The organism is Micromonospora sp. NPDC047548, assembly GCF_040642975.1.
Taxonomy (GTDB): domain Bacteria; phylum Actinomycetota; class Actinomycetes; order Mycobacteriales; family Micromonosporaceae; genus Micromonospora.
The window spans coordinates 39,670-52,335 of record NZ_JBEYTI010000030.1 but is presented as its reverse complement, the minus strand read 5'-3'; the positions used below and the strand labels follow the sequence as shown (position 1 = coordinate 52,335).

At 70.5% G+C, this 12,666-nt stretch carries 13 protein-coding genes and 1 pseudogene; 6 read left to right on the top strand and 8 right to left on the bottom strand.

Features of this window, described 5'->3' with window-relative positions; all coding sequences use genetic code 11:
• The first annotated feature begins 97 nt into the window (after positions 1-97).
• Both ABZ807_RS24575 and ABZ807_RS24570 read left to right on the top strand, forming a co-directional pair.
• Positions 98-538: a helix-turn-helix domain-containing protein gene (locus ABZ807_RS24575; RefSeq protein WP_357162369.1), complete on the top strand. Its 441-nt coding sequence runs from the start codon at positions 98-100 to the stop codon at positions 536-538.
• Positions 539-775: 237 nt separating this feature from the next.
• Positions 776-1,117 carry an MmcQ/YjbR family DNA-binding protein gene (locus tag ABZ807_RS24570; protein WP_357162366.1) on the top strand — a complete coding sequence of 114 codons (342 nt, stop codon included), beginning with the start codon at positions 776-778 and terminating at the stop codon, positions 1,115-1,117.
• Positions 1,118-1,123: 6 nt separating this feature from the next.
• On the opposite strand, the gene ABZ807_RS24565 is transcribed toward ABZ807_RS24570, so the two are convergent.
• From ABZ807_RS24565 to ABZ807_RS24550, 4 genes and pseudogenes are all read right to left on the bottom strand, one after another.
• Positions 1,124-1,666: a hypothetical protein gene (locus ABZ807_RS24565; RefSeq protein WP_357162364.1), complete on the bottom strand. Its 543-nt coding sequence runs from the start codon at positions 1,664-1,666 to the stop codon at positions 1,124-1,126.
• A 39-nt stretch (positions 1,667-1,705) separates the two neighbouring features.
• Entirely contained in the window at positions 1,706-2,443 is a 738-nt protein-coding gene (locus ABZ807_RS24560; protein ID WP_357162361.1) for a VOC family protein, read from the bottom strand.
• 130 nt (positions 2,444-2,573) lie between these two features.
• Complete coding sequence (locus ABZ807_RS24555) at positions 2,574-4,151, bottom strand: Na+/H+ antiporter (RefSeq protein WP_357162359.1); 1,578 nt, start codon at positions 4,149-4,151, stop codon at positions 2,574-2,576.
• A 377-nt stretch (positions 4,152-4,528) separates the two neighbouring features.
• Positions 4,529-4,624, bottom strand: a pseudogene (locus tag ABZ807_RS24550) (transposase); the annotation flags it as partial.
• A gap of 197 nt (positions 4,625-4,821) precedes the next feature.
• Between ABZ807_RS24550 and ABZ807_RS24545 the strand changes: the two are divergent.
• From ABZ807_RS24545 to ABZ807_RS24535, 3 genes are all read left to right on the top strand, one after another.
• Positions 4,822-5,556, top strand: coding sequence for a hypothetical protein (locus ABZ807_RS24545; protein ID WP_357162356.1), 735 nt, complete (start codon positions 4,822-4,824; stop codon positions 5,554-5,556).
• Positions 5,557-5,884: 328 nt separating this feature from the next.
• Positions 5,885-6,733: a mycofactocin-coupled SDR family oxidoreductase gene (locus ABZ807_RS24540; protein WP_357162353.1), complete on the top strand. Its 849-nt coding sequence runs from the start codon at positions 5,885-5,887 to the stop codon at positions 6,731-6,733.
• Between the two features lie 154 nt (positions 6,734-6,887).
• Positions 6,888-7,634, top strand: coding sequence for a TylF/MycF/NovP-related O-methyltransferase (locus ABZ807_RS24535; RefSeq protein WP_357162350.1), 747 nt, complete (start codon positions 6,888-6,890; stop codon positions 7,632-7,634).
• A gap of 144 nt (positions 7,635-7,778) precedes the next feature.
• Here ABZ807_RS24535 and ABZ807_RS24530 read toward each other — a convergent pair whose 3' ends face one another.
• Positions 7,779-8,570: an ABC transporter permease gene (locus tag ABZ807_RS24530; protein ID WP_357162347.1), complete on the bottom strand. Its 792-nt coding sequence runs from the start codon at positions 8,568-8,570 to the stop codon at positions 7,779-7,781.
• Positions 8,563-9,540 (bottom strand): ATP-binding cassette domain-containing protein, encoded by a 978-nt coding sequence (locus ABZ807_RS24525; RefSeq protein ID WP_357162344.1) that lies wholly within the window; start codon positions 9,538-9,540, stop codon positions 8,563-8,565. The genes ABZ807_RS24530 and ABZ807_RS24525 overlap by 8 nt, the downstream gene beginning before the upstream one ends.
• 946 nt (positions 9,541-10,486) lie before the next feature.
• On the opposite strand from ABZ807_RS24525, the gene ABZ807_RS24520 reads away from it, so the two are divergent.
• Positions 10,487-10,717, top strand: coding sequence for a hypothetical protein (locus ABZ807_RS24520; protein WP_357162341.1), 231 nt, complete (start codon positions 10,487-10,489; stop codon positions 10,715-10,717).
• A gap of 39 nt (positions 10,718-10,756) precedes the next feature.
• Here the strand turns inward: ABZ807_RS24520 and ABZ807_RS24515 are convergent, their stop codons facing one another.
• Positions 10,757-10,981, bottom strand: a complete 225-nt coding sequence (locus tag ABZ807_RS24515) for an acyl-CoA carboxylase epsilon subunit (RefSeq protein WP_357162338.1) — start codon at positions 10,979-10,981, stop codon at positions 10,757-10,759.
• Entirely contained in the window at positions 10,978-12,546 is a 1,569-nt protein-coding gene (locus ABZ807_RS24510; RefSeq protein ID WP_357162335.1) for an acyl-CoA carboxylase subunit beta, read from the bottom strand. The genes ABZ807_RS24515 and ABZ807_RS24510 overlap by 4 nt, the downstream gene beginning before the upstream one ends.
• Positions 12,547-12,666: the final 120 nt, after the last annotated feature.

The window sequence follows — 12,666 nt, the reverse complement described above, 5'->3', positions numbered from 1 at the left end:
ACGGGTGCGCCTTGAATGATGCACTAACTTTTAGAAAGTGCCAACCCGACGGTAAGTGCGGTGGTACGGATCGCGTCCAGGCGGGTACCGTCGAGCCATGACTGCTCCCCTCACCGGCCCCGGCGGAGCGGACGCCCCGGACGCCGACGACCAGCTCGTCGCGGACGTCTTCGCCCGCGGCTGCGGCTCGCGTCGCACCCTGGAGAACATTGCCGGCAAGTGGGGGATCCTGGCGCTGTCCGCGCTGCATGAGGGCGCGTACCGCTTCAACGCGCTGCGTCGGCGCGTCGACGGGGTCAGCGAGAAGATGCTGTCCCAGACGTTGCAGGCGCTGGAGCGGGACGGCCTGGTCCGGCGCGACGTGCAGGCGACCATCCCGCCCCACGTCGAGTACAGCCTTACCCCGCTCGGGGCCCGGGTCGCCGAGCGGCTGATCAGGCTGATCGAGCTGGTCGAGAGCGAACTGGGCACCGTCGTGGCGGCCCAGGCCGAGTACGACCGGGTGGCCGCGGACCGAAGGCGACACAAGCCGGCCTGAGGCCGGCGGCAGGGCAGCGACACCGCTGCCCGTCACCAGGGACGACAGCCTGGTCCGGTGCTCCATCCGCCGATGTTTCCATGGCGTCGGAATGGCGACAGTGGCTGCGGGGGGCCGACGGCCGGCCGGACGGCTAGATTCCCGCTCCCCGTACCCTGCTGCGCGCGGTGTGGGTCAACCGGGCCCGCGGGCGCTGAGCGTCCAGGGAATGTCGGCCCCCGCCGCTAGGGTCCGGGCATGGTCACCGTCGCCGACGTACGGGCGCTGGCACTGACGCTGCCGCGCACCACCGAGCACCTGATCCGCGACCGGGTGAAGTTCCGGGTCGGCGCCATCGTGTACGTCGCGTTCTCCCGCGACGAGACGACGATGGGCTTCGGCTACCCGAAGGAGGAACGCGACGCGCTCGTCGCCGCCGAGCCGGACGTCTTCTTCCTGCCCGGGACGTCCGACCTGCGCTTCCAGTGGGTCTGCTGCCACCTCGACCGGCTCGACCACGACCAGATGACCGAGCTGGTCAGCGAGGCGTGGCGGATGGTCGTGCCCAAGTTCCTGGCCCGGCAGCGGCTGGGCGACTGACGGCGGTCAGCACCGCCGGTGCAGGAAGGCGTAGGCGCGGTCCCGCATCTGCGGGGTGAACACGTGTCCCGCCTCGTACATCGCGAGCTCGACCCGGTCACCGAGCGACCCTCGGGCACTGTCGAACAGTTTCTCCGCGCCCCGGCTCCACCGGTCGTCGGAGGTGGTCGAGATGAGCAGCGACGCCGGGCCGAAGCGGGCCACGACGTCCTCCAGGTCGTGCTCGGCGGCGAACCCGGGCAGGACGAATTCGGCCTGCAACCCGGTGTCGTGGGTGAATGAGTACCGGTACGGGATGCAGCCGTAGTGCGACACCGACGCGGTGATGCGGTGGTCGAAGGCGGGCGCCCACAACGCCGTCCGGCCGCCGTACGAGTGGCCGACGAAGCCCCGCTCGGCCAGCTCCCGGGCGTACGCCTGGTCGGGGTGGCCGGCGAGACCCACCACCTCGCTCTTGCCCAGGTGGAACTGCCCGGCGTGCTGGTGGTGGCAGAAGACCGCCGGCAGCGGGCCGTCCGCGCCCTTGGGGACGCAGACGTACGCCGACACCCGCTGGTCGACGTAGTGAGCGGATGAAAGGGGTCTGGGTCAGCCTGGGGCGAGGAGGCAGAACTCGTTGCCTTCCGGGTCGGCGAGGACCGTCCACGGGACTTCGCTCTGGCCTAGGTCGGTGGCGGTGGCGCCGAGAGTCCGCAGTCTGGCCGCCTCGGCCTCCGGGTCGTCACCTGGGTATGGGCGGACGTCGAGATGGACGCGGTTCCACACGGTCTTCACGTCGGGTGTGCGGAGGAACTGCAGATATGGGCCGACGCCCTTGGCGGAGCGCAGTACCGCGTTGTGGTCGGTCACCTCGTGCAGGGCCCAGTCCATGGCCTCGCCCCAGAAGCGGGCCATGGCTCGCGGATCCGCGCAGTCGACCACTACCGCGGCGATCGGTCCGGTGTCTCGGTAGAGCGGGCGGGGGTCCAGCACGCAGAACTCGTTGCCCTCTGGGTCGACCATGACCGTCCATGGGACGTCGCCCTGGCCTACGTCGGCGGGTGTTGCGCCGAGATCCTTCAGGCGCGTGACCACCTCCGCCTGATGGGTCGCCGAGGTGGTGGCGAGGTCGACGTGTACGCGGTTCTTCACCGTCTTGGGTTCCGGGGAGGCGATGAGGTCGACGCAGACGGCGACGGGGTCGGGGTAGACGAAGCCCTCGGGTTCGAGGTTGGTCACGCCGGGTCCCTCGCTGGAGACTCCCCAGCCGAGCGCCTCCGCCCAGAAACCGCCCAGCGCGGAGTCGTCCCGAGCCTTCATGTTGATCTGAACAAGCCGCGTTGCCATGCCGGCGATGCTAGCGTGTTCTCAAAGTCTTGAGCTGTGTCCCGGCGTGCCATGATCGTTGAATAGGGGGCCTCCGGTAGGAGGGTTTTTCGATCAAGAAGAACCTGACTACCGGAGGCCTCGTGGTGCCCTAGTCGTTGGTGTCCGGCCCCAGCAGCCGGATCTCCTCGATGTCCATCGCGGCCTGCACCTCCCGCTGCACGGCGTCGTCGATTTCGTTGGTGTCGCGCAGCCGGTTCACCTCGCGGCGCTTGTGTTCGAGCACGCTGAGCCGCAGGCGCCGGTCGAGCTCCCGGGCCCGGGCGGCCTCGTCGCCCGTGTCGGCGGCGAGCACGTCGTCGAGGTGTCGCTGGTAGTCGGAGCGGAGCCGGTCGACCGCGTCCGGCTCGACGCCGAGCCCGGCGGCGGCCTCGGGCAGCGCGGCCAGACCGGCGCGGGTGGCTGCCGCCCGGGCCCGCCGGACCTCGCTCTCCCGCTCCCGGTCGCCCGTGAGGCCTGCCCAGCCGACGACCGCCGGCAGCGTGGTGCCCTGGATCAGCATCGTGAGCACGATGACCATCGCGGTGCAGAAGATGATCAGGTCACGGTCGGCGACGCGCGCCCCCGACGCGGTCGTCACCGGCACCGCGAGCGCCGCCGCGAGGGACACCGCGCCGCGAAAGCCCGCCCACCCGGCCGCGGTGCGCACCCGCCAGCCGGTCTGGTCCTCGCGCTGCGGCGTTCGCCAGTGGACGAGGCGCAGGCCGTACGTGGACAGGTGCACCAACGCCATCCGGGTCGCCATCACCACGCCCGTCGCCACCGCCCCGATGGTGAGCGCCTGCGTCGTCGACGTGCTGGTGATGCTCTCCGCCGCCCGGGGGATCTGCATGCCGAGCAGGACGAACAACGAACCGTTGATGAGGAAGGTGGAGAGGTCCCAGAAGGCGTACGCCAGCACCCGGGACCGGGCCCGGATGACCCGCGGCCCGAAGTAGGACAGGACCATGCCGGCGACCACCACCGCCAGGACGCCGCTGGCATGGACGAGCTCCGCCAGCAGGAACGCGCCGAAGGGGGTCAGTACGCTCAGCGCGCCCTCGCGCAGCGGGTCGTCGAGGCGTCGACGGATCGCGATCACGACCGCGCTGGCGAGCAGGCCGGCGGCGACCCCGCCCGCCGCGGAGCCGGCGAACTTGCCGAGCAGGAGCGGTGCGGCCGGCCAGGCGCCCCCGGCGATCAGGCCGACTGTGACGGAGAAGAGCACCAGCGCGGTGCCGTCGTTGATCAGGCTCTCCGCGCGCAGCGTGGTCAGGATCCAGCGGGGCATCCGTTTGGCCAGGCCGGCTACCGCCGCGGCGTCGGTCGGCGCGAGCACCGCGCCCAGCACCCAGGCGGCGGCCGGTTCGACGCCGAGCCGCTGCACGACGAGGGACACCGCGATCATCGTGACCACCACCAGCACCACGGCGAGCAACGTGATCGCCGCCAGGTTCGCCCGGATCTCGCGGATGCTGATGACCAGGCTCTCCCGGTAGAGGATCGCCGGCAGGAAGAGCAACAGCACCACCTCCGGCTCCAGCGCCACGTGGGACAGCGGCGGAAGCAGCGCCAGCAGCGCGCCCATGGTGATCAGCAGGACCGGTGGGGCCACGCTGTAGCGGCCGCCGAGCGTGGTGCCGACCAGCACCGTGGTGCCCAGGACCACGATCAGGACCAGCGCGCTCACGTCACCCCTCCCGCCGGCCGGCGGTCGGCACGCCGCCGCTGCGGGGCGCCGTCCCCGCCGGTTCCGTGCCGGCGGCCCGACGCCGCCTGCCCCGACTGGCCCGGGGGGAGCGGGCGCGCGGGTCGCCGGCCACCCCCGAACATCGTGATACGGCGGGCGGCCGGCGCGGGGTGGAACGATCGATCCGGGCCGGGCCGACCGCCGGCGCGGACGTCGTGGGGCGGATCAGCCCGACCCTCCCGACCGGGGCCACCAGGTAGAGCCGGCCGAGGGGCTTCGCCACCGTCGTCGGGACGTCATTCTGTGCGACCGGTCGCGGCGTCGTTCAACGGGAATTAGCGAGGGATCCCGGTCGTTCAGGGCCGGGAGGAATCGCGTTACGAGCCTGGAGGTTTCTGGTTTTCGATGTACTCGTGGATGACGGCGAGGGGTGCCCTGCCGCATGATCCGGCGAAGTATGACGGCGACCATAGGTGGCCGTGCATGATGTGTGGGTTGATTCGGCTGGTGAACTCACCGGGTGGGCCTGGCGTCGTTGAGCACGTCTCGTCGGTACCTGGTGATGAAGACAAGATGCACGTGCAGGTTGTGGACGACGCTGCGGCCCCGCCGGACATCGGGGTCGATCTGGGCCGTCGTGCTGACATAGACAAGCTGCTATATTGTGGCCGTGAAGATCGTCGTGCAGGTTCGGCTGTACCCGGACACCGCCCAGGCGGTGGCGCTTCGGGCGACGCTGGAACTGTGCAACGAGGCCGCTGACCTCGCCTCGGCTGAGGCGTTCCAGCGGCGGATCTACTCGAAGCAGGCGCTGCAGCGACTCACCTACGGCCGCCTGAAGGCCTTGGGTCTGTCGGCCCAGCCGGCGATCCACGTTGCCCGCAAGGTTGCCGGCGCGTACGCCACCCTGAAGGCCAACATCCGTGCCGGTAATCTCGGCAAGCCCGGGTCGAAGCGGCGCGCCAGGGTCGAGTCGAAGCCGATCAGGTTCCGGGCGGACGCGGCTCAGCCGTTTGACGACCGCTGCCTGTCGTGGCAGTTCGCCGACCGTACGGTGTCGATCTGGGCCGTCGGCGGCCGGTTGAACCGAGTCCGGTTCGGCTGCTCGGAGCAGCAGTACGCGACCCTGGTGGTGCACCGGCAGGGTGAGTCTGACCTGGTCTGCCGTGATGGCATGTGGTTCCTGTACGCCACCTGCGACATCCCCGACGCCGAGGTGAAGGAGCCTGAGGGGTTCCTCGGCGTCGACCTGGGCATCGCCAACATCGCCACCACCAACGACGGCACCCGACACTGCGGCAAGGGCCTGAACCGGGTCAGGCATCGCAACCAGCGGCTGCGGGCCAAACTTCAGCGTGTCGGCACCAAATCGGCCAAGCGGCTGTTGAAAGGCCCGCCGCCGTAAGGAAGCCCGGTTCGCGGCCGACACCAACCATCGCATCGCCAAGCAGATCGTGACCGAGGCCGAACGCACCGGCCGTGGTGGGCAGCTGTCAGCCTGCCGAACGCGGCGTGACCGGTGCAGCCAGCATCGAGCACGATCTGCAAGCTCGGCCCTCCAGGGCCGAGAAGCTGACGGGACCAGTAGGGGTCGGAAGGGGTACTGACCCGTCCCGTACGTGGTTAGCGTCGGCCTCGAGCGGGCCACCGTACGCGAGAGTGACCGCCGCACGCGGCGCTGTTCCCGGTCGGTCTCGACTCACTTTCACGCGATCCGGCAGAGGGAGACCCACATGGGGCGGGCGGAGAACAAGGTCGTCGTCATCACAGGCGCGGCCCGTGGTCAGGGGCGCAGCCACGCGGTCCGGCTGGCCGAGGAGGGCGCCGACATCATCGCGATCGACATCTGCAGGGACATCGACTCGGCCGGCTACGGCATGGCTGGGAACGAGGACCTGGAGGAGACGGCGCGCCTGGTCAAGGAGACCGGCCGCCGGGTGGTGGTCCGGCACGCGGACGTCCGCGACTACGCCGCACTGCGCTCGGCCATCGACGAGGGCGTCGCCGAGCTGGGGAAGATCGACGTCCTGATCCCGAACGCCGGCATCCTGCCGATGGGGCCGGACCAGCCGATCAGTGCCTTCACCGGCACCATCGACGTCAACCTCGCCGGTGTGCTGAACACGGTGCACGCCGCGCTGCCGCACTTCAACGAGGGCGTGTCGGTCATCATCGTCGGCTCGATCGCGAGTTTCCTGCCGCCGATGCCCTCCGACATCATGGCGGGCGCCGGGTACGCCGGGTACCGGTTCGCCAAGCACGTCCTGGTCGACTACGTGAAGGCGCTGGCGTTGCAGCTCGCGCCGACGAGCGGGCGGGTCAACTCGATCCACCCGACCACGGTCGACACCGACATGGCGTTCAACAAGTCGATGTTCCAGACCTACCGGCCCGACCTCGACAACCCCACCATCGAGGACGTCGAGCCGATCCTGAGCGCCATCCACGCCATGCCGATCTCGCACGTGACGCAGGCCGACGTGACGCACGCCGTGCTCTACCTGGCCTCCGACGAGTCGCGCTATGTCACCGGCAGCCAGATCAAGATCGACGGTGGCGCGCTGGCCATGCAGCACCTGTGACGTCGTTCCGCCGTACCCGTACGGCGGGGTGGCGGCAGCCGGCGGTCGGGCCGCGCCGGAGATGGCGCGGCCCGACCGGCGTCCGGCACGGGCAACCGAGGACCGATCGACAGCGGCGCCGGCCCGCGCGCCGGCCGCGGAAGAGGACGGACAGATGACCGACACAGGCGTTACGCTCTACCTTGAGCTGATCAAGAAGGTGATCGCCAACGAGATCTACACCGACAACGCCGCCCCCTGGTGGACGGGGTCCGAGGGCGCCGCGGTGCCCGAGGGGGGCCTTCCCGGGACCTCCGCCGCGCACACCCTGGTGGGTCTCGGCGGCCTGGACAACGTGCAGGAGTGCGTCGAGCGGGTGCTGGCCGACGGGATCCCCGGGGACCTGGTCGAGACGGGCGTGTGGCGCGGCGGCGTCACCATCCTGATGCGCGCCATCCTCAAGGCGCACGGCGTCACCGACCGTCGGGTCTGGGCCGCCGACTCCTTCGAGGGCGTGCCCGAGGCGGGGGAGGGCAGCCACCCCCTGGATCAGGAGATGGCCCTGCACAACCTCAACAGCATGCTCAGCGTCTCGGCCGACGCCGTGCGGGCCAACTTCAAGGCGTACGACCTGCTCGACGAGCAGGTGGAGTTCCTGGAGGGGTGGTTCAAGGACACCCTGCCGGCGGCGCCGATCTCCTCGATCGCCGTGCTCCGTCTCGACGGCGACCTGTACGAGTCGACCCGGGAGGCGCTGATCCCGTTGTACCCGAAGCTCTCCCCGGGCGGTTTCATCATCATCGACGACTACAACATGGAGCCCTGCCGGGCCGCGGTGCACGAGTACCGCGACGAGCACGGGATCACCGACGAGATCCGGCCGGTGGACAACGGCGGGGTCTTCTGGCGTAAGACGGCCTGAACCCGCGTACGCCGACAGGGCGCCGCCTCCCGACGGAGGCGGCGCCCTGTCGCATGGCCCGGGCCGCTGCCCGTGCCCGTGCGAAGGCCCTTCTCCAACGGGGGAGGAGAAGGGCCTTCGCTGTCGGTGACCCGTGCCGGGGAATCAGTCGGTCTTCTTCTGGAAGAAGACCGCGGCGAGGATGACGGAGACGACGAGGATGCCCACGGACCAGGTGAGGGCGATCCAGGGGTTGTTGCCGACCGGCCGGTCGAGCAGGAACCCGCGGACGCTCTCGATGATCGGCGTGGACGGCTGGTGCTTGGCCACGCCCTGCAGCCAGCCGGGCAGCGTGTTGATCGGGACGAACGCGCTGCTGACGTACGGCAGGAACATCATGATGAAGGCGAAGCTGGCGGCCGCGTCGGTGGACTTGGTGAGCAGCCCGACCACGGCGGAGAGCCAGGACATCGCCAGGATGAAGGTGACCAGGATGCCGCCGGCGGCGAGCCACTGGAGCAGGCTCGCCTCGGGACGGAACCCGATGAGCAGGGCCACCGCGATCACCACGACGGTGGAGACGATGTTCTTGATGACGCTGGCGGTCACGTGGCCGCCGAGCAGCACCGCCCCGCTGACGTCCATCGACCGGAACCGGTCGATGATGCCGGTGCTCATGTCGTTGGCCACGCCCACGCCGGTCTGGGCGGCTCCCCAGACCGTGCAGAGCAGCAGTACGCCAGGGGACACGTAGGTGACGTAGTCGCCGCCGGTCTGGATCGCCCCGCCGAAGAGGTAGACGAAGAGCACCATCATCATGATGGGCAGCATCAGCGCCATCATCAGGGCGTCCAGGTCCCGGCTGGTCAGCCGGGTGCACCGGGCGATCATGGTGACCATGTCGGTCCCCAGCGAGGTGGGCCGGGGCCGGTTGCGCAGGACGATGGTCTCAGTCACCGACAGTCTCCTTAACTCTCTCCACCTCCGGGCTCGGGGTGGGGTGGCCCGTCAGCGCCAGGAACACGTCGTCCAGCGTCGCGCTGTGCACCTGGAACTTGGTGATCCGGTTGCGCTGCGGGTCGGCTTCGTCCAGCACGGCCCGCACCTGGTTGGCGGAACCGTCGGTGGTGACGCCGATCGTCAGCAGGTCGAGGTCCTTGCTGACCACCCGGTCGCCGAGCAGCGTGAGGACGTCCTCCAGCGCCGGGCGGTCGACCAGCTCCAGGTCGAGCCGCTGACCCGCGACCCGCTCCTTGAGCTCGGTGGGGGTCCCCTCGGCGACGATGGTGCCGCCGTCGAGCAGGGCCACCCGGTCGGCGAGGCGGTCGGCCTCCTCCAGGTATTGCGTGGTCAGGAAGATGGTCAGGCCGTTGGCGGCCAGGTCGGCGATGACGCCCCACAGTGCGAGGCGGCTGCGCGGGTCCAGGCCGGTGGTCGGTTCGTCGAGGAAGACGACCGACGGTGCCCCGACCAGGCTCGCGGCGAGGTCCAGCCGGCGGGCCATGCCGCCCGAGTAGGTGGCCAGTCGCCGGCCACCGGCGTCGGTCAGGTCGAACCGGGCGAGCAGTTGCGTCGCGCGCTCCTGCGCCTCGCTGCGGGACAGGCCGGTGAGCCGGCCCATCATGCGCAGGTTCTCCTCGCCGGTCTGGTTCTTGTCGATCGCCGCGTACTGGCCGGTCAGGGTGATGGCACGCCGCACCTTGCGACGCTCCCGGACGACGTCGTAGCCGGCGACCCTGGCCTGGCCCGCGTCGAGGGAGGTGAGCGTCGAGAGGATGCGGACGGTGGTCGTCTTGCCCGACCCGTTCGGGCCCAGCAGGGCGAAGACGCTGCCCCGGGGGACGGTGATGTCCACGCCCTTGAGTACCTGCACGTCGCCGTAGGACTTTCGTAGCCCGCTGGCTTCTATTGCCAATTCATAGGCCATTGTCGTTGCACTCCTTGCCGTCCCTGCTCCGGGTGGTCTTCTGCGTGCCTCGTACGCTGATTCGTGTAGACTGTACGCAGTTCGATGTTCGCCTGTCAACCTGTTTGGTCGCCGCAGGTCAAGACCGTTTTTGTCCCGCGTCGCGGGCGCCCCTTCGGCGGGCTCGCGGGCGGTCCGGCCGGTGCGCCGCGGGCCCCTTGGGCGGTGCGACCAGGCTCGGCGGTCGGCGCGCCGCCGAGAGGCGGACCCGGGCCGGCGTCGCGGCCACCAATGGGAGGTGACGCGGCTGGATTTCCCGTGCCCGACAATGCGCGGAACCGCCTCTGCCGGCACCGCGGTACTGGCGTTCAGAACGGTTCCCACTCATTTCCGCCATCCGGGATCAGATGGGGGATGACCCTGAGGCGCGGCCCCTCGGCGCGCCCGCCGACCCCTAGGTGGTTGACGTCGGCGCTGTTCAGCGCCGGGTTCCGAGGTGCGCCCGACGGTCGCCGATGGGGGTGCCGGGGCGCCGTGCCGGTGCTGCCGGGTGGTGGTGGGGTTGACGCGTCGAGTACGCGGTGTGTACGGTCTGCACACAACGGTATACGGCATACACAGAAGATTCCGGAGTCCATTCCTGAGCCGATTTCTGTTCGGTTCGAGGTCGACGCCGGGGAAAGTCGCCACAGTCATTTCCGTTCTCATTCGTCGCATTTATGTCCGACATCTTTCGTCACGTCCCGTCCGGCGCGGACGTGGCTCGGGTCGTCGAGCGGACGGTGAGGCGGCGCGGACGCGAGGCCGTACGCGGCCGTCGGCCCGGGAGGGATCACCTCGCGGGTGGTCGCCGCGGCTCACGGCCCGGGAGGTGGGGGCGACGGTGAGCGGAGCGCACAGGGATCGGGCGAGGCTGATGTCGGGAGGAATGGTGGGTCTGCGTTGGGAACACAACGTGGAGGTCACGGTGTCTCCGGACGGGTGGCTGATCCTGCACCGACAGTCGACCGCCACCACGTACCGGTACCCGCCCTTCGTCACGGTCTCCTGGATCTCGCTGCAACGGCACGGCGGCGACCTCCACCTGGCCGCGGACGAGGTGGCCGCCAGCTGGCAGGCGGACCGGGCGGAGATCATCGTGGTCATCGGCCGATGGCTCGACGAGTTGCGCGACGCCGGCCTGGTGCGGGAGGACTGACCCCGCCGGCGGGCGCCGGGACCCCCGGTGACCGCCGGGTCAGTGGCATCGAGAGGCCCAGGCGCCCGGCGCCCGGTAGTCCGCCGCAGCGGACCACGACACCTCCGCGCGCCGGGTGCCGGTCCGGGTCGCGCCCCGACCGGCGCGCAGCGAGCACATCAGCGCGACGGTGGCCGCCGCGAGTTCCTCCTCGGTGGGGGCGCCCCGGACCACCACCAACCGGGGGACCGGCCCCGCCGCGTCGAACTCCTCCGGGGCGGTCACGTCGGCGGGTTCCCGTGCTTGCGCCCCGGCAGCTGCACCCGCTTGGCCCGCAGCGTCTCCAGCGCACCGACCAGCACCGCGCGCGTGTCCGCCGGGTCGATGACGTCGTCCACCAGCCCGCGCTCGGCCGCGTAGTAGGGATGGACCAGCTCCTGCTCGTACTGCTTGATCCGCTGCCGGCGGGCCGCCTCCGGGTCGGGGGCCGCCGCGATCTCCTTGCGGAACATCACGTTGGCTGCGCTCTCCGCGCCCATCACCGCGATCTCGTTGCTCGGCCAGGCGAAGGAGAGGTCCGCGCCGATCGACCGGGAGTCCATCACGATGTACGCCCCGCCGTACGCCTTGCGCAGGATCACCTGGATCCGGGGCACGGTCGCCGAGCAGTACGCGTACAGCAACTGCGCGCCGTGCCGGATGATCCCGCTGTGCTCCTGCTCGGTGCCGGGCAGGAAGCCGGGCACGTCCACCAGGGTCACCAGCGGGATGCTGAAGGCGTCGCAGGTCTGCACGAAGCGGGCCGCCTTGGCCGAGGCCAGCCCGTCGAGGGCGCCGGCGAGCATCCGGGGCTGGTTGGCGACGATGCCGACCACGTGCCCGTCCAGCCGGGCCAGACCGCAGACGATGTTGCGGGCCCAGGAGGCGTGCACTTCCAGCAGGTCCCCGTCGTCGACGATCTCCTCGATCACCTCGCGCATGTCGTAGGAGCCCCGGGGATCGGCCGGCACCAGGTCGAGCAGACGGGGGCAGCGGCGGTCCGGCGGATCGCCGGTGGGGTGCACCGGGGGCAGCTCCCGGTTGTTGGACGGCAGCAGCGAGAGCAGGTGCCGGACGTCGGCCAGGCAGTCGGCCTCGGTGTCGTGCACGAATGAGACGGTGCCGGTGACCGAGGCGTGCACCTGGGCGCCACCGAGCTGCTCGTGTGTCACGGTCTCACCGGTCACCGCCTGCACCACGTCCGGCCCGGTGAGGTACATCTGGGCCACGTTGCGGACGGCGAAGACGAAGTCGGTCAGCGCCGGGGAGTACGCCGCGCCGCCGGCGCAGGGCCCGAGCAGCACGCTGATCTGCGGGATCACCCCGGACGCCTGCACGTTGCGGCGGAAGATGCCGCCATACCCGGCCAGCGCGGTGACGCCCTCCTGGATCCGGGCGCCCGCGCCGTCGCCGAGGCAGATCAGGGGCGCGCCGGTCGACTCGGCCATGTCCATGATCTTGTGGATCTTCTCGGCGTGGCCCTCGCCCAGGGAGCCGCCGAAGATGCGGAAGTCGTGCGCGTACGCGAACACCGTCCGGCCGTCAACCTTGCCCCAGCCGGTGACCACGCCGTCGGTGTACGGGCGGCGGTCCTCCAGCCCGAACCCGGCGGCCCGATGCCGGCGCAGCTGCTCGATCTCCCGGAAGGTGCCCTCGTCGAAGAGCATGTCGAGGCGTTCCCGGACGGTGAGTTTGCCCTTGGCGTGCTGTTGCGCCGACGCCCGGGGCCCGGGGCCGGCGACGGCCGTGGCCTTGACGGAATGCAGCTCGGCCACTCGGGATTCGAGGTCGGAGTGCGGTTTTTCCACCATGCGCCGTCGCCTCTCACGCTCGCCGACGTCGATCAGCGTCAACCGGCTGGTCGGGTTCTCACGTAACCACCGCTGGTGCCGGCGCGACCAGGACGGCCGCCCCCTAACCCGGGCGCCGGA

Excerpts from the sequence above, each read along its gene's own strand:
- ABZ807_RS24575 (WP_357162369.1), top strand. The coding sequence starts at position 98 with ATGACTGCTCCCCTCACCGGCCCCGGCGGAGCGGACGCCCCGGACGCC.
- ABZ807_RS24570 (WP_357162366.1), top strand. The coding sequence starts at position 776 with ATGGTCACCGTCGCCGACGTACGGGCGCTGGCACTGACGCTGCCGCGC.
- ABZ807_RS24560 (WP_357162361.1), bottom strand. The coding sequence starts at position 2,443 with ATGGCAACGCGGCTTGTTCAGATCAACATGAAGGCTCGGGACGACTCC.
- ABZ807_RS24540 (WP_357162353.1), top strand. The coding sequence starts at position 5,885 with ATGGGGCGGGCGGAGAACAAGGTCGTCGTCATCACAGGCGCGGCCCGT.
- ABZ807_RS24535 (WP_357162350.1), top strand. The coding sequence starts at position 6,888 with ATGACCGACACAGGCGTTACGCTCTACCTTGAGCTGATCAAGAAGGTG.
- ABZ807_RS24525 (WP_357162344.1), bottom strand. The coding sequence starts at position 9,540 with ATGGCCTATGAATTGGCAATAGAAGCCAGCGGGCTACGAAAGTCCTAC.
- ABZ807_RS24510 (WP_357162335.1), bottom strand. The coding sequence starts at position 12,546 with ATGGTGGAAAAACCGCACTCCGACCTCGAATCCCGAGTGGCCGAGCTG.